Origin of the sequence: Fictibacillus sp. NPDC058756 (assembly GCF_042746035.1) — a bacterium.
Lineage (GTDB): Bacteria > Bacillota > Bacilli > Bacillales > Fictibacillaceae > Fictibacillus.
In genome coordinates this window covers 2704531-2725896 of the sequence record NZ_JBHYPU010000001.1, presented here as the reverse complement: position 1 = coordinate 2725896, position 21366 = coordinate 2704531, and the positions used below count along the sequence as shown (strand labels likewise).

29 protein-coding genes and 1 pseudogene are annotated in these 21366 nt (G+C 38.4%); 22 read left to right on the top strand and 8 right to left on the bottom strand.

Features of this window, described 5'->3' with window-relative positions; translation table 11 throughout:
* Positions 1-837 (bottom strand): deoxyribonuclease IV, encoded by an 837-nt coding sequence (locus tag ACFW35_RS13985; RefSeq protein WP_379846543.1) that lies wholly within the window; start codon positions 835-837, stop codon positions 1-3.
* A gap of 143 nt (positions 838-980) precedes the next feature.
* On the opposite strand from ACFW35_RS13985, the gene ACFW35_RS13980 reads away from it, so the two are divergent.
* Entirely contained in the window at positions 981-1208 is a 228-nt protein-coding gene (locus ACFW35_RS13980) for a hypothetical protein (RefSeq protein WP_379833033.1), read from the top strand.
* A gap of 129 nt (positions 1209-1337) precedes the next feature.
* Positions 1338-2183 carry an MBL fold metallo-hydrolase gene (locus tag ACFW35_RS13975; protein WP_379846542.1) on the top strand — a complete coding sequence of 282 codons (846 nt, stop codon included), beginning with the start codon at positions 1338-1340 and terminating at the stop codon, positions 2181-2183.
* Between the two features lie 43 nt (positions 2184-2226).
* Here ACFW35_RS13975 and ACFW35_RS13970 read toward each other — a convergent pair whose 3' ends face one another.
* Positions 2227-2490: a hypothetical protein gene (locus ACFW35_RS13970; RefSeq protein WP_379846540.1), complete on the bottom strand. Its 264-nt coding sequence runs from the start codon at positions 2488-2490 to the stop codon at positions 2227-2229.
* A 108-nt stretch (positions 2491-2598) separates the two neighbouring features.
* Here ACFW35_RS13970 and ACFW35_RS13965 point away from each other — a divergent pair, with 108 nt between their 5' ends.
* From ACFW35_RS13965 to ACFW35_RS13955, 3 genes are all read left to right on the top strand, one after another.
* Complete coding sequence (locus ACFW35_RS13965) at positions 2599-3225, top strand: LysE family transporter (protein ID WP_379846539.1); 627 nt, start codon at positions 2599-2601, stop codon at positions 3223-3225.
* Between the two features lie 163 nt (positions 3226-3388).
* Entirely contained in the window at positions 3389-4681 is a 1293-nt protein-coding gene (locus ACFW35_RS13960) for an amino acid permease (protein WP_379847511.1), read from the top strand.
* A gap of 317 nt (positions 4682-4998) precedes the next feature.
* Positions 4999-5391: a VOC family protein gene (locus ACFW35_RS13955; protein WP_379846537.1), complete on the top strand. Its 393-nt coding sequence runs from the start codon at positions 4999-5001 to the stop codon at positions 5389-5391.
* Between the two features lie 29 nt (positions 5392-5420).
* On the opposite strand, the gene ACFW35_RS13950 is transcribed toward ACFW35_RS13955, so the two are convergent.
* Positions 5421-5804 carry a hypothetical protein gene (locus ACFW35_RS13950; protein ID WP_379846536.1) on the bottom strand — a complete coding sequence of 128 codons (384 nt, stop codon included), beginning with the start codon at positions 5802-5804 and terminating at the stop codon, positions 5421-5423.
* A 144-nt stretch (positions 5805-5948) separates the two neighbouring features.
* Between ACFW35_RS13950 and ACFW35_RS13945 the strand changes: the two genes are divergently transcribed.
* Entirely contained in the window at positions 5949-6968 is a 1020-nt protein-coding gene (locus ACFW35_RS13945; RefSeq protein WP_379846534.1) for a S66 family peptidase, read from the top strand.
* Positions 6969-7037: 69 nt separating this feature from the next.
* On the opposite strand, the gene ACFW35_RS13940 is transcribed toward ACFW35_RS13945, so the two are convergent.
* A complete protein-coding gene (locus ACFW35_RS13940; RefSeq protein WP_379846533.1) occupies positions 7038-7829 on the bottom strand; it encodes a TIGR00266 family protein in 792 nt (263 codons plus the stop codon).
* Between the two features lie 186 nt (positions 7830-8015).
* Here ACFW35_RS13940 and ACFW35_RS13935 point away from each other — a divergent pair, with 186 nt between their 5' ends.
* Positions 8016-8834 (top strand): STAS domain-containing protein, encoded by an 819-nt coding sequence (locus tag ACFW35_RS13935; protein ID WP_379846531.1) that lies wholly within the window; start codon positions 8016-8018, stop codon positions 8832-8834.
* 138 nt (positions 8835-8972) lie between these two features.
* Here ACFW35_RS13935 and ACFW35_RS13930 read toward each other — a convergent pair whose 3' ends face one another.
* The gene (locus tag ACFW35_RS13930; RefSeq protein WP_379846530.1) at positions 8973-9656 is read right to left on the bottom strand and encodes an LrgB family protein; all 684 of its coding nucleotides are present in this window, start codon (positions 9654-9656) and stop codon (positions 8973-8975) included.
* Positions 9653-10015: a CidA/LrgA family protein gene (locus ACFW35_RS13925; protein ID WP_379846528.1), complete on the bottom strand. Its 363-nt coding sequence runs from the start codon at positions 10013-10015 to the stop codon at positions 9653-9655. The genes ACFW35_RS13930 and ACFW35_RS13925 overlap by 4 nt, the downstream gene beginning before the upstream one ends.
* 201 nt (positions 10016-10216) lie before the next feature.
* On the opposite strand from ACFW35_RS13925, the gene ACFW35_RS13920 reads away from it, so the two are divergent.
* Positions 10217-10555, top strand: coding sequence for a MerR family transcriptional regulator (locus tag ACFW35_RS13920; protein ID WP_379846527.1), 339 nt, complete (start codon positions 10217-10219; stop codon positions 10553-10555).
* Positions 10556-10571: 16 nt separating this feature from the next.
* Here the strand turns inward: ACFW35_RS13920 and ACFW35_RS13915 are convergent, their stop codons facing one another.
* Together ACFW35_RS13915 and ACFW35_RS13910 are read right to left on the bottom strand one after the other, a co-directional pair.
* Positions 10572-11420: an SDR family oxidoreductase gene (locus tag ACFW35_RS13915; RefSeq protein ID WP_379846525.1), complete on the bottom strand. Its 849-nt coding sequence runs from the start codon at positions 11418-11420 to the stop codon at positions 10572-10574.
* An 8-nt stretch (positions 11421-11428) separates the two neighbouring features.
* Positions 11429-11638 (bottom strand): Lrp/AsnC ligand binding domain-containing protein, encoded by a 210-nt coding sequence (locus ACFW35_RS13910; RefSeq protein ID WP_379847509.1) that lies wholly within the window; start codon positions 11636-11638, stop codon positions 11429-11431.
* A 280-nt stretch (positions 11639-11918) separates the two neighbouring features.
* On the opposite strand from ACFW35_RS13910, the gene ACFW35_RS13905 reads away from it, so the two are divergent.
* The 14 genes and pseudogenes from ACFW35_RS13905 to ACFW35_RS13840 all read left to right on the top strand — a co-directional run bounded on the left by ACFW35_RS13905 (position 11919) and on the right by ACFW35_RS13840 (position 21360).
* Positions 11919-12575, top strand: a complete 657-nt coding sequence (locus tag ACFW35_RS13905; RefSeq protein ID WP_379833046.1) for a C40 family peptidase — start codon at positions 11919-11921, stop codon at positions 12573-12575.
* A gap of 691 nt (positions 12576-13266) precedes the next feature.
* Complete coding sequence (gene dapA / locus ACFW35_RS13900) at positions 13267-14133, top strand: 4-hydroxy-tetrahydrodipicolinate synthase (protein ID WP_379846524.1); 867 nt, start codon at positions 13267-13269, stop codon at positions 14131-14133.
* Positions 14134-14519: 386 nt separating this feature from the next.
* On the top strand, positions 14520-14792 hold the full coding sequence (locus tag ACFW35_RS13895) for a DUF2277 domain-containing protein (RefSeq protein WP_379847507.1): 273 nt from the start codon (positions 14520-14522) through the stop codon (positions 14790-14792).
* Between the two features lie 119 nt (positions 14793-14911).
* A complete protein-coding gene (locus ACFW35_RS13890) occupies positions 14912-15391 on the top strand; it encodes an NUDIX domain-containing protein (RefSeq protein ID WP_379846522.1) in 480 nt (159 codons plus the stop codon).
* Positions 15392-15521: 130 nt separating this feature from the next.
* Positions 15522-15817: pseudogene (locus ACFW35_RS13885) on the top strand (antibiotic biosynthesis monooxygenase family protein).
* Between the two features lie 188 nt (positions 15818-16005).
* Entirely contained in the window at positions 16006-16461 is a 456-nt protein-coding gene (locus ACFW35_RS13880) for a hypothetical protein (protein ID WP_379846521.1), read from the top strand.
* A 228-nt stretch (positions 16462-16689) separates the two neighbouring features.
* Positions 16690-17055, top strand: coding sequence for a hypothetical protein (locus tag ACFW35_RS13875; RefSeq protein WP_379846519.1), 366 nt, complete (start codon positions 16690-16692; stop codon positions 17053-17055).
* Between the two features lie 523 nt (positions 17056-17578).
* Positions 17579-17812 carry a GNAT family N-acetyltransferase gene (locus ACFW35_RS13870; RefSeq protein WP_379846518.1) on the top strand — a complete coding sequence of 78 codons (234 nt, stop codon included), beginning with the start codon at positions 17579-17581 and terminating at the stop codon, positions 17810-17812.
* Between the two features lie 13 nt (positions 17813-17825).
* Entirely contained in the window at positions 17826-18266 is a 441-nt protein-coding gene (locus ACFW35_RS13865; protein ID WP_379846516.1) for a YybH family protein, read from the top strand.
* Between the two features lie 156 nt (positions 18267-18422).
* Positions 18423-18818 (top strand): DUF1801 domain-containing protein, encoded by a 396-nt coding sequence (locus ACFW35_RS13860; protein ID WP_379846515.1) that lies wholly within the window; start codon positions 18423-18425, stop codon positions 18816-18818.
* Positions 18819-18921: 103 nt separating this feature from the next.
* Positions 18922-19401, top strand: a complete 480-nt coding sequence (locus ACFW35_RS13855) for a GNAT family N-acetyltransferase (protein ID WP_379846513.1) — start codon at positions 18922-18924, stop codon at positions 19399-19401.
* Positions 19402-19511: 110 nt separating this feature from the next.
* Positions 19512-19751 carry a DUF2651 family protein gene (locus ACFW35_RS13850; protein ID WP_379846512.1) on the top strand — a complete coding sequence of 80 codons (240 nt, stop codon included), beginning with the start codon at positions 19512-19514 and terminating at the stop codon, positions 19749-19751.
* Between the two features lie 332 nt (positions 19752-20083).
* Positions 20084-20614 (top strand): DUF4871 domain-containing protein, encoded by a 531-nt coding sequence (locus ACFW35_RS13845; protein WP_379846510.1) that lies wholly within the window; start codon positions 20084-20086, stop codon positions 20612-20614.
* 179 nt (positions 20615-20793) lie between these two features.
* The gene (locus ACFW35_RS13840; protein WP_379846509.1) at positions 20794-21360 is read left to right on the top strand and encodes a GNAT family N-acetyltransferase; all 567 of its coding nucleotides are present in this window, start codon (positions 20794-20796) and stop codon (positions 21358-21360) included.
* Positions 21361-21366 lie beyond the last annotated feature (6 nt).

The window sequence follows — 21366 nt, the reverse complement described above, 5'->3', positions numbered from 1 at the left end:
TTATGTACCCCACTTCTCATACAACTCTTTAATCTCTTCCCGATGTGTAATCCCGTATTCAGACGGAGTCTCCAAAATAAACGGAACATCTTTCATTATACGAGAAAGAACGAGCTTAGAAAACTGCTTCTCTGAAATATGACCATTGTGAAAAATATTCGCATGACGGTCTTTTCCTTCACCGGAAGCATACCGCGAATTATTTAAATGGACAGCGAACAAATGTTCAAAGTAACCTAACTCCGTACCTTTTTCCTCAACCTTATCCCAGTTATCACCATTCCACAAACCGCTTGCAAAAGCATGGCATGTATCCAGACAAAAGCCGATTTTATCAGGATACTTACACAGGTTCCTAACTTGGACAAGCTCCTCTAAGGTTATACCCATCGAACCCGGCCGTCCCGCAATATTTTCTAATAAAATTTTACAACCTCCGTTCCAATCCGTAAGAACAGCATTCAGCATGTGTATCATCAGCTGATAGCTTGCAAGCGGATCCTCACCAGGAATCGGACTGCCGAAATGAACGACAACTCCTGCTGATCCGCACGCTTCAGCAATCTCTAAATCATTCTGCAAAGAGTGAATCGTCATCTCTTTTTTATCGTCAGAAGGAGTAAGACTGGTCGGGTAGGGAGTATGAGCCACAGAAATTAGATCATTTTCCAGACAGAATGCTTTACAGCTGGCTGCGTCCCCTCTATTAAAATCTTTCACAGACAGACTGCGCGGATTCTTTGGGAAGTATTGATATGCGCGGGCCCCTAAAGAAAAAGCATGTTTTGCAGCTCCAATATAACCGTTTCTAATACTGACATGGCACCCGAATCGCACAAAAATCCCTTCTTCCGTTCAGCGAATGATAAGAATAAAGTTTCCATATTGGAAAGATGATATGCGAATTTCAGTCCAATGGTCTTAGTTTTAAAAAAAGTGGGAAGGGAATATTGATACAAACCATAAAGGAGGTGGATAGCATGTCTGTTTATGATCAAATCAGCTCGTGCTGCAGCAGGATTGAGAAAGCAGACACAAAAGAAGACGTACTCCGCGAAGTAGATAAGCTGGATAACTACGCCTCTTATCTCAACGCTGACAAAGCAAAAAGACTTCATATTTATTGCGATAATATCCGCAAACTAAACGTCGATGTGAAAAGTGAAACCGTTAACCAATCTCAATCTATCCGGAAGTTATTTTCATAGAATGCCCAAAGAGACAAGGCTGCCATAGGGTGGTCTTGTTTTTGATGTGTCACATATTTTTATTGCGGCGTGGAACAATGAAACCAAACACTTAAAGTAGATACTTAAGAGCCATAAGGGGTTGATAATATGGAACATCAATCAGAAAAGAAAGATATGAATCATGAATTTTTACCGATGACGAGTGTTGCGAATAACACTGGCGACCAAATTGCACCAGGAGTTTATGTACTAACAACCAAGATCGTGAACGTCTATTTCATCCAGTGTACCGAAGATTCCAATACATATTATTTAGTGGACACAGGAATGCCCAAATCCGGAGATATGATCTGTGAATGGGCTGAGAAATGGTTTAATCATCCGCCAAAAGCAATCCTTTTGACTCACGGTCACTTCGATCATGTAGGAGCGGTAAACGATCTAGCTGAAAAGTGGGGTGTTCCGGTTTATGCACACCATGAAGAGATTCCATATTTAAATGGGCAAAAAGACTATCCAGAACCAGATCCTTCTGTAAATGGCGGTTTGGTCACGAAACTTTCTCCTATGTTTCCGAATCAAGGGATTGATCTAAGGGATCATATTCAATCTCTTCCTGAGGATGGAACCATTCCTGGACTTACCGGGTGGAGGTGGATTCACACACCGGGTCACACCCCAGGACATGTTTCATTTTTTAGAGAAAGTGACAGGGTACTGGTTGCAGGAGATGCTTTTATAACAGTAGAACAAGAATCGCTCTATAAAGTCTTGACGCAAAAACAAGAAATGAACGGGCCGCCTAAATATTTCACGACGGACTGGCAGCTGGCGAAGAAATCGGTTCAAGCATTAGCTGCCCTTCAGCCATGTGTAGCTGCAACAGGACACGGAGTTCCAATGAACGGACCAAAGCTTACAGAGGAACTAAATAATCTTGCCGAAAACTTTGACGAGCTGGCAAAACCAGCCCATGGAAAATATGTAGATTAGAAAAAGGTAAATCCCTCGTGTATACGTCACGAGGGATTTTTTATCAGTCATATCGTGTTTCTTGCAGAGCAGCTTGTGTTTCGTGGAGGTGTCGCAAATATTCCTTCGCATGCAGAAGCTGCTTTTTCTCTTCCTCAGTTGTTCCTTCTCCAGCAGAATGCAGAGATTGCTGAGCGGTTTCGAGCCAGATTTTAGCGGTTTGAAAACAATTCGGTGCTGCGTTTGCCTGTGCTTCAATCATGGCTTCATCAGCTCGCTTCACATGGTCTAACACTTCTTGAATCTTAGGATCTAGGTTTTGCTCCATAGGGCTGTTTCTCCTTTTTTAGTAAAAATGAATTTATGGTCTGATTGAATCTCCAGATGAATAATATAAAGACATGCAGAGTTGTCCAATTTATTGTGGAGGTCGCCAATGCTTCTTATTTTAAAATATGTTTTATTAGGGATATCACTTGCGGCACCAATCGGTCCAGTCAACGCGGCTCAGATGGATCGCGGAATTAAATATGGGTTCTGGCAGGCATGGATGGTCGGACTCGGGGCGACGATAGCGGATGGACTGTACATGCTTATGGTCTATATGGGACTCGTAAGATATATCGATACAGCGTTCATGAAATCTTTTCTTTGGCTGTTCGGCTGTTTTGTTCTTGTATACACAGGGATCGAGACGTTTAAAAGAGCGACCCAAGAAATAAGCAGAGAAAAGAACTACACGGTACATGCTGGTAAAAGTTTTTTTGCTGGATTTCTAATGTCGTTAACAAATCCGCTTACCATCTTATTTTGGTTAGGAATATATGGTTCTATACTTGCGGAAACAGCCGTAAAGTACAGCTTTGAGAGTTTGATGCTATACAGCGGGGCAATATTTGCAGGAATATTAGCCTGGGATTTTACGATGGCACTTGTTTCGAGCAGTTTCCGAAAGCTCTTGGCTGACCGAATCCTAGGAGCAATTTCTAAGCTTTCAGGATTATCATTGATCGGCTTTGGTGTTTACTTCGGATATCAAGGGATTGCGTTTTTGTTTTTTTAAAACAGCCCAAGGATGACCTTGAGCTGTTTTTCTTTTTGAGTATGCATATTCGACCGGTTAAGTCTGAACAATAATACGTGAGCAGCAGGAGGTTATTATTGTGAAGAATTCTAACTGTAATGGGCCGGTGCAGGCCAAAGTGGATCAATCAGAAGTCAAGAAAATGGCATGGTGGCAGCTCTCATTAATAGGGGTCGGCTGTACGATCGGGACAGGTTATTTTCTCGGTTCGACAATCGGAATCCAGCTGACTGGTCCTTCGATTGTTTTTTCATTTTTATTAGCCGCAATCGGAACATACATCGTGTTCCAGCTTCTTGCTAAGATGACAGCAGCAGATCCTCAAAAAGGATCATTTTGTTATTACGCTTCACAAGCCTTTGGTAGTTGGGCAGGATTCAGCTGCGGGTGGAATTATTGGGTATCCAGTATATTGATCATGGGCAGTCAGCTCACGGCACTTTCGATCCTTTCGCAGTTCTGGTTTCCTCAAATCTCGTTATGGGTGTTTGCGGCAGGTTATGCCATTCTCGCCATTATCATTGTGTTGGCAGGAACGGAGAGATTTGACCAGGTGGAAAACCTGCTTGCTGTTATAAAAGTTGCTGCAATTGTCATGTTCATCATCTTGGCAATAGCAGGACTCATTGGGATTGTCGATGGCAAGTCATATGATTTATCGATTCCAAATAACTTCGATGGTTATTTTGCAGGCGGGCTGAAAGGATTCTGGTCTTCCCTGATCTATGCGTTTTATGCTTTTGGCGGGATTGAAGTAATCGGAATGATGGCGATGCAGCTAAAAAAGACAGAAGATGCAGCAAAAGCCGGTAGTATCATGCTTTTGATTTTAACAATTATTTATGTACTTTCTATTGGATTAGCCGTAACGACGGTAGGTATGGAAGTTTTCGATCATAAAGAAAGTCCTTTCGTAACCGCAATGAAACGATATCATCTATCTTTCTTTCCTCATGTCTTTAATGGAGCAATTATTATAGCAGGATTTTCAGCGATGGCTGCTGCCTTATTCGGAGTAACGAACCTTTTGCAGTCTCTAGCAGAAGATGGTGATGCTCCAAAGTTTTTTGCGAAAAAGATTAAATACAAAGAACTTCCGATGGCAGCAATGGGATTGGGAGCCGCAGGATTATTAGCAAGCATTATTACAGCTCTGCTTCTTCCAGGGAGGATATACGAATATATTACAACAGCTGCAGGAATCCTTCTTTTATTCAATTGGCTTTTCATCATCTTCTCAGCTATGAAGATCCTTAAGCAAAAAGCGTGGGCAAGAGTAATCGCCGTAATTGCGATCGTACTGATATTTGCGGCTGTAACAGGAACGTGGTTCGAGCACACCATTCGGCCCGGGCTGTACGTAAGTTTAGCAATTGCAGCATTAATTGGCGCAGTTGCAATCATAATCCAAAGAAAACATACAATATCCAAATAAAACTGTCTCTTAAGTACACATCGTGCTCTTAGGAAGGCAGTTTTTTTGCTTTTCAAAGCTGATTTTTAGCTTTAATAAAGATTGAAGGGCGAAACGGGAGGTGCATGGGGCGAACCTGCATATATTCAGGGTGAAACGAAAGGTGTACCGGGTGTAAGCACAATGAGTTGGGGCGAAAACAGTTAGTTATTGGGCGTACGTGTAATAGATATAAGATCACGTACCGTAAAAACTCTTCATAATAAATTGTAAAGGACTTCATGCCTCGAAAATCGAATCTTATAAAACGACGATATTTTTCAAGGGAGAAGATACATATGACAGCTGGCAATCAAAAAATCACTACATTCCTCATGTTTACTGGACAAGCAGAAGAGGCGATGAACTTTTATATATCTTTATTCGATGACTCAGAAATTACGAACGTCCTTCATCAAGAAAACGGAAAGGTACTTCATGCGACATTTACGCTGAAGGGACAGACGTATATGTGTATCGACAGTCCGATCAACCATGATTTTACGTTCACTCCATCCATTTCGCTTTTTGTTACGTGCGATTCTTTGGATGAGGTAAGCGGTCTTTTTGAAAAATTGTCTCATGGTGGCTCTGTTCTCATGGAGCTAGGGGAGATTCCGGGCTATGAAAAATTCGGCTGGGTGCAGGATCAATACGGTGTTTCTTGGCAGTTGAGTCTTCCTCAAAAATAAAAAAGCAGGAGAATTGCGCCTGCTTTTTTTTATCCAAAACAAATAAAGTTCCTAATTTGGGAATATTCGTAGCGAACTCGCTGGCGGCGTCCACGAATCCAGATAAACCCTGTTACGCTGTTTCTGCGGATTACTGTTGGGAAGAACCAGAAATCTCTGCCAAACTGACCTTGACGTCTTAACCCTAACAATCCCCAGTTTCCTAAACAAGCACACAAACGTGCACGGAGTTGAGGTGGTTGAAAGGAGGAAGTGAAGAAGGGTTGAGGAATTTGGGACTGCTGGATAAATTGCTGCGGCGGCGGTCCAAAAGGTCCATCTTCTTCATCTTCTCCGTCAGGACGATCAACATACATAGGTTCCTCATGCGAATGGGAATCATGGCTCTGATGGTAAAAAGGATGGTTATACATGTACAATTCACCTCCTTGTCTGATGACTCTATGATATGGATATGTTGTACACTTCGAATGAGTAGCTTGTACGCCAGCCTAAATTTAATTTGTCAAAATTTAAGTGGTGTTAACGAATGAAAATGAAAAGAGAGATGAGCAAACATGATCAAATATCCAATTTTAAAAAATAATGCAACGATCGGTGTAACAGCACCATCTTCAGGTGTCCCTTCATTTTTGCACGATATGTTCAAGCAGGCATGTAATCAAATGGAGGAGAGGGGCTATCAAGTAACAGTGGGTGATACTGTCTGGACACAAGAGAAAGCGAAATCTGCACCAGCGAAAGTAAGAGCAGAAGAGTTTAACCAGATGATGGCAGACGATTCTATAGACATAATCATTCCTCCATGGGGCGGCGAACTGCTCATTGAGATGATCGAGCATGTAGATTTTACTTCTCTCAAAAAGAAGTGGATTCTCGGGTATTCCGATACAAGCGCACTGATGCTTGCAACTACACTGAAAACAGGAATTGCGACAGCGAACGGAACAAACTTCGTTGATGTTAGAGGAGAATACTCCGATGAAACGACAGCAATGTGGGAGAAGGTGCTGTCAACGAAAGAAGGAGATTCCGTTCTTCAGCATTCATCCTCAAAATATCAAAAGGCTTGGGACCATGCGAACCCAACCCCATATATCTTTCATCTGACAGAAGAAACGAGCTGGAAGACAGTCTCAGGGGCAAAAGAAAAGGTAGAAGGCCGCTTGCTCGGCGGATGTATTGATATCATCAGGCATTTGATAGGGACCCCTTTTGGTGATGTGAAGACTTTCCGTAAGCAGTTTATAAATGATGAACCGATCCTGTGGTACTTTGAAAATTGTGAGATGAATACAACAGGTTTGAGAAGAACACTGGTACATATGAAGCTAGCAGGGTGGTTTGAAGGCTGTTCAGGAGTTCTGTTCGGCAGAAGTGATGCAAACGATCCTGTGGAAAATTATACAGCAGAAGATGTGTATCAGGATTTGGCAAAAGACCTTGGAGTGCCTGTCATTTATGATATAGATTGCGGCCATCAGCCGCCGCAAAATACATTTATAAATGGTACCTATGCAGAAGTAGTAGCAGATGGTGAGGGTAAGGGCACAGTTTTGCAGCATTTTAGAACATAGAATAGTTTATAGGCAACAAAAAAGCTGACTCGTCATCCGAGGCAGCTTTCTCCACTTATAATCTACCAATCAATCACCATTCAGCATGCCGAACACGCCTTTAGCTAAGCTGCCTTCGTCACTGGATCCGCCTCGGTGTGGTGCAGCTGCGAATACTCGGCTCGCCAATCGGCTGAATGGGAGGGACTGGATCCATACTGTTCCTGGTCCTCTTAATGTCGCGAAGAATAAACCTTCACCGCCAAATAATGCCGTTTTCACGCCTTTTACCATTTCGATGTTGTAATTGACACTGCTTGTCATCGCAACTAAGCAGCCTGTATCGACGCGGAGCACTTCGCCGGGTGCCAGTTCTTTTTTGTGAATCGTTCCGCCAGCATGAACGAAAGCCATGCCGTCACCTTCAAGCTTCTGCATAATGAAGCCTTCTCCACCAAAGAACCCAGCGCCGATCTTACGCTGAAACTCGATTCCTACAGAAACACCTTTAGCCGCAGCCAAGAATGCATCTTTTTGACAGATCACTTTTCCGCCAAACTCACTCAGATCCATCGGGATGATTTTACCAGGATAAGGAGAAGCGAAAGAGACGTGCTTCTTCCCATTGGCGTCATTCGTGAAAGTTGTCATGAACAGACTCTCACCCGTGAGTACACGTTTACCGGCACTGAAAAGCTTGCCCATCAAACCGCTTCCCCCACCGGAAGAACCGTCACCAAAGATCGTTTCCATCTCGATGCCGTCTTCCATCATCATCAACGCACCTGCTTCTGCGATCACCGTTTCTTTTGGATCGAGCTCCACCTCAACAAACTGCATGTCATCTCCGTAAATTTTATAATCAATTTCGTGATTGTTCATATTCATTTCCTCCAATTAAGATCATTTTCGTTAACCTAAATAAATTACGTTTCAGGGAGAAAAATGGTTTCAAAATACTTACTTAACCAAGGAAAAATTTTCAACTTCCAAATTCTTTTTCTTTATTTTAAGTAAATGGTACAATAGAAGGTAGAAATTTCAAAAACAAAAACAGGAGTGAACACTATGGCTTTAACCTTGGAAAAGGATTATATTGATTATTTTACAAATAACAGAGAAGAGTTCCAAGAGTCTTTATTAAGTGAAGCCCGAAATGTTCGTGGGAAAATTGAAGAAATCCTTCTGATTGGTAATATCGATCTATTATCCAATGCTCATAAACTTGTGATGTACACGATCCAGGGAAAAGACGATGAATTAGAAGCATTTGCAAAAATCGAAGGTGTTTCGTGGGCATCGCATAGCCTCACGCTAGCATTCAAACTTGAATGGGTACAAGCTATCCGCAGAACTATCTGGAAATACTTGCAAGAATTTGATGAATTAAATCAAATTGATTTAGACAGTGACAGATTTTTTAATATTGAAAGACAAATTAACGACCGCATTGACAAGTTTTTAAACGGATTATTCTTGAGTTATTCTGAGTACAAAGATAAGCTGATTGAATCACAGCGAGCGCTCGTTGAAAATCTCTCTGTTCCAATTATTCCGATCACTTCAACAGTTTGTGTCCTTCCTCTAATTGGAAGTATTGATACATATAGAACGGACACGATTGAAGAGAAGGTTCTGATGGAAATCTGCAGACTTCGCATCGGAACGTTAGTCATTGATCTATCTGGTATCGCTCAAATGGAGACTGAAGTAATCGAACATATGATGAAGGTCATAGAAGGGGCGAACATGATGGGCTGTGAGTGTGTAATCACCGGCCTGCGTCCAGAAATCGTACGCAAAGTGACGAGCATCGGGTTAACATTCGAAAGTAAAGCACAAACGAAAGCCACGCTTCAGCAAGCATTGGAAGATTACTTGAAATAATAAGTTTATGAAAAAAAATCAGAGGATGACTCAAAAGTAAAAAACTTTTGAAGTCATCCTTTTTTTACTAAAAAATAATAAATGAGGACTGCCAAAAATAAGTTAACTTACTTTTGGGACAGTCCTTTTTCTGCATTTCTATGAAAACAACATATAGAACGGTATTAAGGATGAAACAATGATGGCGGTAGTGATCATGGCGATTGCACTCATAGCACCTTCTTCTTCCCCCCATTGCAAGCACTTGCTTGCGCCAAGCGCCTGTGCTGAAGCACCCATTGCGAGCCCTTTGGCTGCTTTGCTTTTTATATTTAGCCATTCTAACACTTTAGGACCACAGATAAACGAAAACAGAGCTGATGTTAAAACGAATAAAACAGTGAGCGCAGGCACGCCGCCAAGTGATCCAGATGCTGAAAGCGCGACAGGCAATGTGGCTGCTTTAGGAAGCAATGACGCCATGATGTCCTTTTTGATGCCGAACAAAGTGGCAAGAGATAAAGTTGAACCTACACCTGCCGCACCTCCAATAAAAATACCTGTACCAATTTTTTTGAAATTCTTTTTGATGAGCGGCCATTGTTTATACAGCGGAATTGCCAAAGAAACAATCGCTGTTTGCATGAGTATGGAAAACAAACCGCTGCCGTTTTCGTAAGTTTTATAGTCTAAGTGAAGGAAAGGAAGAAATATGAACAGAAACACAGTTACAGTATAGAGCGGGTTTAACCAAACATTCCGATTTGCTGCTTGAAATATCTTTAAGCCGATAAGATAAGCAAACACGGTAATTCCTGTACTGATTAACATAGTATCAATCATTGTTTTAGTCTCCTTTTCAATTTTTCGTAAAACTCCACAGAATATCCTGTGATGACGATGATACATAAGCTGCTCCCCGCTATGACGACGCCAAGCTTCCAGATTTTCATATGAATATTATGAAAGTACACTAAAGCTCCAATAACTGGCGGGATAAAAAGCAATGTCATATGCTGCAGATGAACATTAGCGGCTTTTTCCACCCATTCAATCTGAATGATACCGGTAAGAAGTGATAAAAACAGTAAGAGCATTCCTACTATACTTCCGGAAAGGGGCAGTCGGAAGATAGATACAATGGCATTTCCAAAGGCTAGAGAAGAGAAGATCAGTGTAAACTGCCAAAATATCTTGTGCATCTGAACCACCTCGCATTAATTTCCTCTAGTGTAAATAACAGAAATACTTTCATCTACAAACTTGTCAGAAAATATACCAAGGTTTTTTAATTTTCAAAAAATATATGTCAGATAACCTCACAGTTTTCTTGATTAACAGTTGGGTTGAGATAAAGTGGAATAAAAGGGGACCTCTTTTTTTAAAAAAAGGGAGTGGCTGGAATGTCTTCTGAAAGCACATCGTATAAAGAGAAAAAAGTCATTTCAATAGGAATTGTGAGGGAGCTTACGGGATTATCTTTAAGACAGATTCGGTATTATGAAGAGCGAAAGTTAATATTCCCTGATCGCAATGAGAAAGGAACGCGAAGATATTCGTTTTCTGACATTGAAAAGCTCATTGAAATTGCGAATAAAAGGGAAGAGGGGGTACAGACAAATGAAATTAGACGGGAGATGAACAAGGAAACAAAACCGGTTGTAAAGAGAATGCTCAAAGAGATGCTGCGGGGTCAGTTTAATGCACACTTCAGGAATAATTCAAATAACAAACCATTTTAAAAAGGCAGTCAGATGACTACCTTTTTTTAAAATCAATCAGCTTTTTTAAGATTACACTCTCAAGAAGTTTCCAAGGCATAATTGACTTCATAAAAAGACTTATTTTAATACCTTTACCGATGGGGTACCGCAGTTTAGGTGTCTTTTTGTGTGTGGCGATTTGTACAACAAGCTGTGCCACATCACGCGGGTTACCGTGATTCGTTTTGCCAGACTCAATTTCGCTCAAAAGGCTCTCCATATAAAAGTGGTAAGGGGAGTCTCTGTGAATGGTCGTATTGTCAATCGAAGACCAGATGTTTGTCTGGTAGGAACCGGGTTCTAAGAGCACGACATCTATGCCAAACGGTTTTAATTCCAATCGGAGGCTTTCACTCAGACCTTCAAGTGCGTGCTTTGATGCCGTGTAAGGAGATAAACCCGGAAAACCAAATTTTCCAGATATGCTGCTCATGTTGATGATTCTGCCTGTCCGGTTTTTCCTCATTATTGGAAGTACAGTTTGTGTCACGGCGATCACGCCAAAGACGTTCGTCTCAAACTGCAGCCGGTATTCATCCACCGAAAGTTCTTCACAAAAACCGCCAAGTGCAAACCCTGCGTTGTTCACGAGCACATCAATACTAGGAAACTTTGAAAGGTACGCTGCAAATGAACGAACCGATTCCTCTGATGTCACATCGAGAGTTTGCAGCTGAATGAAGTCAGACACCCTTTTTTCATCCGCCAAACGCAATAGATTCTCCGCTTTATCCAAACTTCTCACCGTACTGATCACTTCAAAACCGGCCATCGCGAGTTCAACTGCACACAGCATGCCAAACCCCCTAGAAGTTCCGGTTACAATGGCGCGTTTTCTTTTCATGAATTCTCCTATTCTTCTTCCACAATCGGAATTGTATTTTTGAATGGAATTGGTGACGACAGCACGATGAGCGTTGTAGAATCACCGTGTATTCCACTTGCGTTAATAAAATCTTCGAGTGATTGCATAGACTCTGTAACTATTTTTAACAAGTAATTATATTCGCCGCTAATTCTATGAAGTTCCACTACATCAGGAGATTGCGTACAAAATTCTATGAACAGCTCTTTTCAAAGAATCGTACCAGCAATAAGCTGCTTCATCCTCGGAACTTGTTTATGCATCTTATCAATCTCCTTTTCTCGCAACTTCTTTTTATCTTCTTTATTTGGCACCTATTTCCTTCCAATATTACAATATGTGATTTATCATACATTTGGCCCCAAATTGTTATTCCCCTGTAACTGCTCTAAAATCTCACTGTCATCTCCACCTGTTAGTATGGGACAGGTCAGATCAAAAAGAGATCGGCGTATCAAATAAAAAGGGGATGGCAGTTTGAAGAAACTAACAGCAGGTTTAGCATTAGCAGGTGTTGTAGCATTCAATCCAGCGACAGGTCATGCAGCAGTAGGAGATCAGACTCTGGAACCTGGAACAACTCATGCAGACGTACAAGAACTTCAAGAGATATTAGACAACAAAGGATATTTCTCGTATAGCAAAACAACTACTTACTATGGCGACTACACAACGGATGCCGTGAAAAAGTTCCAAGAAGCTAAAGGAATTACGGTAGATGGAATCGCTGGAGATGAAACATTTAAAGCGTTGGGTGTTGATGGAGAAAGCAACGATTCAAATATCGTGGAAGTAGCGAAAAAATATGAGGGAACAAAATATACGTGGGGCGGAGAAACAGCTGAAGAAGGCTTTGACTGCAGCGGATACTTAAATCAAGTGTTTGATGAAGCAGAAAACATCGATTTGCCGAGAACGGTAGATGAAATCTATGCAGAAGGAACTAGTGTAGATGAGCCGGCAGTTGGTGACATCGTGTTCTTTAACTTAGAAGGAGACGGACCAAGCCATGCTGGTGTATACGTTGGTAACGGCGAATTCTGGCACGCATCTTCATCAAATGGTGTTACATCAGATGACCTTAATAGCTCTTACTGGAGCGATAAATATATCGGAGCTAAAAGCTACGAATAAAAAATATAATATGATGGACAAAAAAAGAAACAAGGCTGCTGCATGCGGCCTTGTTTTTTTGTATACCCGCATAGACTAAATTTCACACTTTAAAAATGCCGATAATGGCTCATGAAATCATCCATTTATAGATATAAAATGAAACAACGAAAAATTTTTCAACTATATATTCGAAACAGTTGAACGAACAAGGGAAAACAATCGTCGTTGTCACCCATAATAAAGATATTTTGCCTTATTTCTCACGAGTAATCTCATTAGACGATATGTACGTAAAGAAAAACAAGACTGCGATATAATAACCGGGAGAAAAACACAAAATCGCATAATAAATAGCAATATAAATCGCAGCGTTATTCGCTGCGATTATTTCATTGGTATATATGGATTTATGAAATAACACTGACTATAAAACCCTGCAAACATAGTGCTGAATTCTTACGAAAGGATTAAACAGGTCTAAAACGAATAAGAATAAGGTTATAACGAGTGGATCTTATTCCACAAACGTGCAGGATTGTTGAATAAGCACCATCTTTTTCATCAGATGTTGCATTTTTTTCAATAAAGTTAAAAGCAATTCTGGTGAAAAAAATCCACTATTTTTATTTAAAGGATACATAGATTTTCTCTTGAATATATTTATTATTGAACCATACACTTTTGTAAGGCAATTAAGGGAGAGATTTTTATGAAAATTGAAGGAGTCTGGCTACCGATTATAACCCCTTTTCACAATGGGAAGGTCGATATGGAATCATATTCAAAATTAGTTGATTACTATGTAAACCAGGGGATTTCAGGATTAATCCCATTAGCTACTACAGGAGAAAGTCCTGCGATTGAGGAAGATGAATTTGAAATGGTACTTGATAAAACACTTGAAGTAGTTAACGGACGTATTCCCGTTTTCGTCGGGCATGGAGGAAATTACACAAACAAGTTAATCAAACAGTTAAAAGTAGTTGAAAAATATAAAGTAGAAGGCATATTATCTGTTTCCCCTTATTACAACCTACCGAGCCAAGACGGAATTTACAATCATTTTTTACAAATCTCAGAAGCAACGGATTTGAAAATAATGATCTATAACATCCCTTATCGAACAGGTCGGAATATAGATAATGAAACTGTTTATAAATTAGCAGAATGCAAGAATATTATAGGAATTAAAGATTCTGGCGGAAACTTGAAACAATCCTTAGAATTACTTATGAATCCAATAGAAGACTTTTCTAATCTAACAGGCGAAGATGCTTCTTATTACCACCACTTAACTTTGGGTGGGGCAGGTGGAATATTAGCCTCTTCACATTTAGCGACAAGAGACTTCTTGGATATCTTTAAAATGATCCAAGAAAATAATCATAATCACGCATTGAAAGTATGGAAAATGGTATATCCGATTACGACTCTTCTGTTTCAGGAGACAAATCCAGCACCTTTGAAGTATATTCTTTACAAAAAAGGATTAATACAATCTCCTGAAACCCGGTTACCCATTACAGGTACGAGCAAAGAATTGAATAAGAAATTAGATACATTGATTTCTTCCTAATAAAAATTATAAATAAGTTGTGGGGATACCTTAATGATGGCATTTTTCAGTTAGTAATTAATCATATATGTTGACTACATTAATGAGCCATATTTAGCTTATTCAACAATCGGGTGCTTTAGTTGAAGATCAAGACGGCTGATAATAGCATAAGAAATAAACCAGGAGCAACCCAATAAAGGTTGCTCCTATTCTATCTATTATTCTTTTTAAACAGCTTTAAAGTAATAAGATTATCAACCAGGAGCATTTATATAAACCATCCTAGTTGTAGTTTAGAACACTTTCTGGTTCTAAAAAAATTAGAGTTCCTTTTTAAGTAGAAAAGGATTGTAAGGATCCCTTGTGGAATGGAATGTAGAATAAGAAAACAAAAAGGAGAAATTATGTGCCGAAACATTAGAACATTATTTAATTTCGACCCACCAGCTACCAATGAAGAGATTCATGCAGCAGCTATTCAGTACGTCAGAAAAATAACGGGATATAACAAACCCTCAAAGGCGAACGAGGATGCGTTTAATCACGCAGTTAATGAAGTAGCAATGATTACTAAGAATTTATTTGATACTATGGAAACCAGTGCAGAACCTCGCAATCGTGAAGTCGAAGCTGAGCGTGCTCGTGTCAGATCAGCTAAAAGATTTGGTACAAGTTAGTAAGGAATAACATTCTTATAATAAGTTATTTAACAATCGGGTGCGTTTCTTCAAGAAGGAGAAGTGCATTTTTTTTATTGAAGTAAAGAGTAGATAAGTTGAGAAGGGGACTGAATGAAATGTCTTACCATATTAGGGTACGAGCTGGTGCAATAATAATTGATAACAATAAAATTTTATTAACTGAATATAGCGACCCAAAAAGAGGAGTAGTTTATGATTTACCTGCAGGCGGAACTGAACCAAACGAATCAATAGTTGAAGCAGTAATAAGAGAAGCAAAAGAAGAAGCAAGTATAGATATAGAGGTAGGTCCATTAGCCTTTGTATATGAGTATGCACCCCATCTTAACTCGGAAAAGTTCGGAGATACTCACACCTTGGTTATGATGTTTGATTGCACTCTGAAAAGTAGTTCTATTCCTAAGCAACCTCTTAAACCAGATCCTAATCAAACTGGTGTTAAGTGGGTCCCGATATCCGAGTTAGAAAATGTGCAACTTTATGCTAATATTGGAAAGCAAATAAAGAATTACACATTAAATAAAAGAAATATTGAATTACTAGAAGAACATAAATTACTGATAGGTATAACTTAAAATATCTCTCTTCAACAATCGGGTGCTTTTCTGTAAGAAATGTGCCTTTTTTATGTTGGGGCAAGTTAATGTAATTATACTTGCAATATTCGAATTTATTGTTGTTATACTTTAAAAAAGGAGTGATTACATGATATTGGAAGCTGTATGCTACAAGTTAAACAAGGAATGGAAGGGGAATATGAAGAAGCCTTTTATAATGCTTCAAAGATTATTTCATCAATGAAAGGCTACATATCTCACGAATTACAACGATGTATGGAGGTAAAAGGGAAGTATTTACTTTTAGTTAAATGGGAAAGTTTAGAAGATCATACAGTAGGTTTTAGACAATCAGTAGAATACCAAACATGGAAAGAACAGCTTCATCATTTTTATGACCCATTTCCAATAGTAGAACATTTTGAATCAGTAAACCTTTCGTAAAGATATCATTTTTAGTATCTTCCACAAAAGGATGCGTTTCTTCGGAAGGAGAGTGCACTTTTTTATGGAACTTATTGAACAAACGTGCAGGATTGTTGAATAAGACAATGTGACCTGAGAAAGATTTTTAACGACTAACTTTACTGAGGGGGATTTATATTAAAATTAAACATTTACTATCTTTTGTAATGTTAGTTTCTTTTATATGCACTTTAATATTTCCAACGCTGTCACTTGCAACATCTTGGGCTTATTCATTTGTAGTTTGGGAGGATAATATTTATGTTATTAGTGACGAATATGTTAGTGAAATCAAAAGTGAAATTGGTCACGTAACTAAGTATTCGGATATGAAATCATATCCTGGTAACTTCTCAAATACCTTTGAAAAAGGTACTAAGTATTATTCAATAAAAGGCATTAGTCCTAATGAAGCAATAGCGATTGAAGAATCTAATGGTCGATATATCAAGGCTTATAATGATGGAGAATATGAAGTAAGAAGTGTTTTTAATGGATTTTTTGACGGACAACAGGGTGTAATAAAAATTTTTGTCCTCATAATAATAGGAATAATTGCTGTTTTTCTAATTTGTAAAGGTAAGAAGAAAAATAGCAAAAATGGTAAGGACTTATTCCACTAAAGGGTGCGTTAGTTGAAGATTCGAATATATGTTTTACACAATTCGTTTTTATTGGGGTAAAGGAATGAAGGATCTAATTTTGTGAAAAAAGAAAACAGTATAGTTTAAGGATTCAGGTAAATTATGAAATGTAAATCGTAAGTTTTCCTGTACAATTGTCCATACATAATTTAAGACATCACATATACTTATAAAGAAAAAATGTAAATTAAGAAAGGTTTGCTTTTAGTGTTACAAAGTTCAAGATTGAGTGGTCAAGAATTATACCAAATTTTTAATACAAACAAGTACGGAACAACCAATGTTAAGGGTTATGGTCAGGTCATAGCAATGCTTGCAGGTTTTGAAATAAGTCAAAATGTGAACAAAGTACATTTAATTATATACACTCCTGCAGAGAATATATATTCAACCGTTCGCAGTGAGGATATAGTTGGATGGACTCCTTATACTGGTCCAATTCCTCCTCAATTCGGACATCAAGGTGGTCTTCCAGGCGGCATGGGTGGTCAAGGATATGGTCAAGGTCAAGCTTTTCCTTCACCTTGGGGAGGTCAAGGTAGTCAAGGTGGATGGGGTACTTGGGGGTATTAATTTGGAGTTTATGAACAGGATTTAGAACTGACCTTTTTTCCACAATCGGGTGCATCTTCAAGAAGGAAAAGTGCCCTTTTTTTTGAAAAGAGCATGTAGTTACTATGAGATTAGTTTAAATTTATATGAGAAGGTGGAAGAGTGATTGATTATTTAGGAACGCCTAAAATAGAAACTGATGTTTGATCCTTAGAAGGCTAGAACTATCAGATGCTCAAAAGGTTTTCGACCACTGGCTTTAGGACGAACGAGTATCTGATAATCGGGTCAACGCCGCACACAAGACCGTGTCAGAAACAATCGAGAAGGTAGCAAAGATTGTAAATGATTATGCCAATAAAGAATTTTGTTGGTGGGCTATTGAGCGAAAAGCTGACGGTGAATTTATTGGTGAAATTGATTTGTATGACTTCGATAAAACCACCGGAAACTGTGTGGTAAGTTATTAGATTGGAAATGAATGGTTGAAACGGGGGTATGTGACCGTAGCGTTAAGGGCGATTGTGGAATTCGGCTTCAACATATGAACATTCACAAAATCTTTGCAGCATATAACACTGACAACCCGGCTTCTGGAAAAGTGATGGGTAAAGCTGGAATGGAGCAAGAAGGAACGATCAGACATATGATTCGAAATGCCAAGGGCCAATTTATGGACTTCTACAAGAAGATTATGTTAATAAACACATCAGTGATCAAACCAGTATCCTTAAAAGGATTGAATATGGAAATTAATAACGAACTTATCTTTTTATAAAGGAGATGACTTTATGACGATTGGTATTAGTATAGTTCAGGACGTTCTTGAAAATTACAAATGTGCCGTTTATGAAAAAGATGCTGAGAAGTTCCTATCTACTTATGCTGCTGATGTACATATTTATGATTGCTGGGGAAACTGGGAGTGTAAGGGTATTTCTTCATGGAGAGAAAATGTGATAGAGTGGTTTAATAGTTTAAGTGAAGACGAAATTTTACTAAAAGTAGATTTTAATGATTTAACGATTGAGGAAAATACTAATGTTGCATTTGTTCATTGTGCTGTTTCGTACGCTGCATACAGTGAAAAATCTGGAGAGAAACTTCGTCAAATGACAAACCGTTTTACATTTGGATTTAAAAAAGTAAATGAGTCTTGGCTCATAACACACGAACATTCATCATTGCCGATAGATATGCAAACTGGAAAAGGTATGTTTAACCTAAAATAATAGAGTTAGAGGTAGTAGAGGGAAAAATAAGTTAAATAATTTCAGATATAATACTTCTATTTTATTCCACATTCGGGTGCATTTCTTCAGGAAGGAGAAATGCTCTTTTTATTGAAAATAGATAAATGTGTATTCGTAAAAAAATGAGGTGAGCTAATGACGACCCATGAACCCGATAAGGTAGAAAAATTTATGAATAACCTTAATCATCCTCTAAAAGAGGAAATAGAAGCTGTACGAAACATAATCAAAAGCACAAATAGTGAATTTACGGAAAAGATTAAATGGAATGCACCTAGCTACAGTATTCAAAATAAAGATAGAATAACTTTTAATTTACATGGTAAAGGATTTTTTCGTCTTATTTTTCATTGTGGAGTCAAGGTAAAAGAGGGTAGTAATGAAGATCAGCTGTTCGTCGATACTACTGGTTTATTGGATTGGGTGTCACCAGACAGAGCCATCATGAAGTTTACTAATAAAAGTGACGTAATAAGAAACGAAGAGAAACTTAGAGAAATAATAGCTAAATGGCTTAAGGTAACGGTTTGAAAATTCTATAAAAGTAGTAAAAATGTTCAACAAACAGGTGCGTTTCTTTAGGAAGGAGAAGTGCTCGAATTAAATACTATATATTAGGGAGAGTGTGATTTAAATGATTAACACTTCAGTGAAACTGAGAGATGTTACAGAGGAAGACATCCCTATCTTCTTCGAGCAACAACTCGATCCTACCGCGAACTATATCGCTGCCTTCACAGCTAAGGACCCATCGGATAAAGATACATTTATGGACCACTGGACAAAAATTATAGCCGACGAGACTATAACCATTAAAACTATCATTTTTAATGGGAAAGTCTCTGGTCACATCTCGAACTTTGAACAGTTCGGAGAACCTGAAGTCAGTTATTGGATTGGAAAAGAATATTGGGGTCAGGGGATTGCAACTAAGGCGTTATCTGAGTTTCTGAATTATATCAAGATACGCCCACTTTTTGCTCGTGCCGCCAAAGACAACATTTCCTCCATTCGGGTCTTGGAAAAATGCGGGTTTAGAATTACCTCTGAGGATAAGGGTTTTTCCAACGCTCGAGGAATTGATGTTGAAGAATTTATTCTGAAGCTTGAATAATTTAATGTTAATCAATAACGGAGAACCATTTGAGTTTAAAAAAACCAGCTTTTTTAGGTTGGTTTTTTCTTTCGCTTATTCAACAATCGGGTGCGTTGATTAAATAAGGATTGGTAGGATTAGTAATCTACGCTTTCCCATTACTTTCAATTATGTTAGGTGGACTTGGTTATTTAATTTCTCGAAATGTTTATTTAATCCCAGGGGCATTATTTACTGTTTCTTTAATTGCTACTTATACAGTGTTCAATTCATCATTTTTGATGTGGGTAGTTTTTTATACAATCTTATCCTATATCGCTGGACTTGCTGCTAAAACACTTGTTTCAACAAGAAAACAAGAATCTTAGCCTAATTAAAATTAAACTGAGTATGTGGATTTATGAAGGGTTTACTATTAGCAATTTTAGGTGCTATTGTTGGTTGCTTTGGGGATTATTTACAAAGGATTTCGAAACAGATTCCCTTCTTTTGCTCATCTTTGGAATTTTTATAGGACATAGTATTGGAAAGAAGGAAAGCTCTTCTACATAGAGAAGCAAATTTTCTTATTCAACTATCGGGAGCGATTGCTACATAAGGCGGTTGCCGTTACTCAAGAAAAGTGCGGGATTGTGGATTAAAGAAGTTGTATATCACCTCAGTTTTTACAGTGAAATATTATGAAAAGGGGCAACTGGTTATGAAAAAAAGTATCTTTTTCTTCATCCTTGCTATTGCATTTCTGATGGGGTGTTCATCGGCAGAAATTAGTAAAAAAGAAGTTTATAAAGAAACAGCGTTACCTTTAGAAATCTCCAATACTGTTAAAGAATCTGATATAAAAAGAATTGATTGGGACAAAACTGCCACTACATTTAACACAGGAACACGAAGTGATATGGTTGGAAACGAAATGAAAATTGGCATTATAGGTCCCGAACTAAAAACGAAAAAAATAGATAAGTGGATGTGGCATTTCTGGGGCATCAAAGAGGGTAAGTTAACTATTGTGGGATACAACAAAAAATCTTCAACTGTAAAGCCAGTGTTATACGATGTAAATTCAAAAAAATACTACTGGACAAAAGATGGATTCGGTAGTGAAGTTAATGGTGCTGATTCACATATACCATCAAATGTGCTGCTAAACGAATCGGGGAAATGGGCTTTTTTGGTCTATATAGACAATAAACTCTTTGATATCTTAGTTATGGACATCAAACAGGAATGAAACTATTCTCTAAGATTATTAAAAACTACACAAACTGATAATCAGTTATTCAACAAAAAAGGTCAACCAGAAATTCTGGCTAACCTTATATTACGATCGGGTGCAATTCTTTAAGAAGGAGAAATGCTCTTACTGCCTTTCATTATTAATTTAAAATAATCAAGGAGTGGGAAAATCAAATGAACCCTTTGTTATTAGATATTCCTTTACAATTAGAAACCGAAAGGCTAATTCTTCGAGCACCACTTCAAACTGGAGACGGAGAAATTGTGAACCAAGCAATTAGAGATTCCTTTTATGAATTAAAAGCGTGGTTGTCACTTTTTCAAGAAATTCCTACTGTTGAAGAAACAGAGATCCTGTTAAGGAATGCTCATATAAATTTTTTAAAAAGAGAAAGTTTTCGTTATCTTATCTTTGATAAAGGTGGCGGGAAAAACTTTATTGGAACTACGAGCCTTCATGGGATTGACTGGAACATTCCAAAATGTGAAATGGGCTATTGGATTAATACAACATATAGCGGTAATGGATATATGACGGAAGCAGTAAAGGAGTTAGCTAACTTCGGATTAAATTACCTCGCGTTTAAGAGAATTGAAATAAGATGTGAATCAAGAAACTTTAAAAGTCGCTTAATACCGGAAAAACTTGGTTTTATATTTGAAGGTACTTTAAGGAATGAGGATCTATCTGCAGATGGCAGTAAGCTAACTGATACTTGTATTTATTCTAAAATAAATTAACATGCT

Excerpts from the sequence above, each read along its gene's own strand:
- ACFW35_RS13880 (WP_379846521.1), top strand. The coding sequence starts at position 16,006 with ATGTTAGTTTCTTTTATATGCACTTTAATATTTCCAACGCTGTCACTT.
- ACFW35_RS13895 (WP_379847507.1), top strand. The coding sequence starts at position 14,520 with ATGTGCCGAAACATTAGAACATTATTTAATTTCGACCCACCAGCTACC.
- ACFW35_RS13945 (WP_379846534.1), top strand. The coding sequence starts at position 5,949 with ATGATCAAATATCCAATTTTAAAAAATAATGCAACGATCGGTGTAACA.
- ACFW35_RS13840 (WP_379846509.1), top strand. The coding sequence starts at position 20,794 with ATGAACCCTTTGTTATTAGATATTCCTTTACAATTAGAAACCGAAAGG.
- ACFW35_RS13950 (WP_379846536.1), bottom strand. The coding sequence starts at position 5,804 with ATGTATAACCATCCTTTTTACCATCAGAGCCATGATTCCCATTCGCAT.
- ACFW35_RS13890 (WP_379846522.1), top strand. The coding sequence starts at position 14,912 with ATGTCTTACCATATTAGGGTACGAGCTGGTGCAATAATAATTGATAAC.
- ACFW35_RS13930 (WP_379846530.1), bottom strand. The coding sequence starts at position 9,656 with ATGATTGATACTATGTTAATCAGTACAGGAATTACCGTGTTTGCTTAT.
- ACFW35_RS13975 (WP_379846542.1), top strand. The coding sequence starts at position 1,338 with ATGGAACATCAATCAGAAAAGAAAGATATGAATCATGAATTTTTACCG.
- ACFW35_RS13955 (WP_379846537.1), top strand. The coding sequence starts at position 4,999 with ATGACAGCTGGCAATCAAAAAATCACTACATTCCTCATGTTTACTGGA.
- ACFW35_RS13870 (WP_379846518.1), top strand. The coding sequence starts at position 17,579 with ATGAACATTCACAAAATCTTTGCAGCATATAACACTGACAACCCGGCT.
- ACFW35_RS13940 (WP_379846533.1), bottom strand. The coding sequence starts at position 7,829 with ATGAACAATCACGAAATTGATTATAAAATTTACGGAGATGACATGCAG.
- ACFW35_RS13970 (WP_379846540.1), bottom strand. The coding sequence starts at position 2,490 with ATGGAGCAAAACCTAGATCCTAAGATTCAAGAAGTGTTAGACCATGTG.
- ACFW35_RS13935 (WP_379846531.1), top strand. The coding sequence starts at position 8,016 with ATGGCTTTAACCTTGGAAAAGGATTATATTGATTATTTTACAAATAAC.
- ACFW35_RS13845 (WP_379846510.1), top strand. The coding sequence starts at position 20,084 with ATGAAAAAAAGTATCTTTTTCTTCATCCTTGCTATTGCATTTCTGATG.
- ACFW35_RS13865 (WP_379846516.1), top strand. The coding sequence starts at position 17,826 with ATGACGATTGGTATTAGTATAGTTCAGGACGTTCTTGAAAATTACAAA.
- ACFW35_RS13925 (WP_379846528.1), bottom strand. The coding sequence starts at position 10,015 with ATGCACAAGATATTTTGGCAGTTTACACTGATCTTCTCTTCTCTAGCC.
- ACFW35_RS13915 (WP_379846525.1), bottom strand. The coding sequence starts at position 11,420 with ATGAAAAGAAAACGCGCCATTGTAACCGGAACTTCTAGGGGGTTTGGC.
- ACFW35_RS13960 (WP_379847511.1), top strand. The coding sequence starts at position 3,389 with ATGGCATGGTGGCAGCTCTCATTAATAGGGGTCGGCTGTACGATCGGG.
- dapA (WP_379846524.1), top strand. The coding sequence starts at position 13,267 with ATGAAAATTGAAGGAGTCTGGCTACCGATTATAACCCCTTTTCACAAT.
- ACFW35_RS13965 (WP_379846539.1), top strand. The coding sequence starts at position 2,599 with ATGCTTCTTATTTTAAAATATGTTTTATTAGGGATATCACTTGCGGCA.
- ACFW35_RS13860 (WP_379846515.1), top strand. The coding sequence starts at position 18,423 with ATGACGACCCATGAACCCGATAAGGTAGAAAAATTTATGAATAACCTT.
- ACFW35_RS13920 (WP_379846527.1), top strand. The coding sequence starts at position 10,217 with ATGTCTTCTGAAAGCACATCGTATAAAGAGAAAAAAGTCATTTCAATA.
- ACFW35_RS13980 (WP_379833033.1), top strand. The coding sequence starts at position 981 with ATGTCTGTTTATGATCAAATCAGCTCGTGCTGCAGCAGGATTGAGAAA.
- ACFW35_RS13855 (WP_379846513.1), top strand. The coding sequence starts at position 18,922 with ATGATTAACACTTCAGTGAAACTGAGAGATGTTACAGAGGAAGACATC.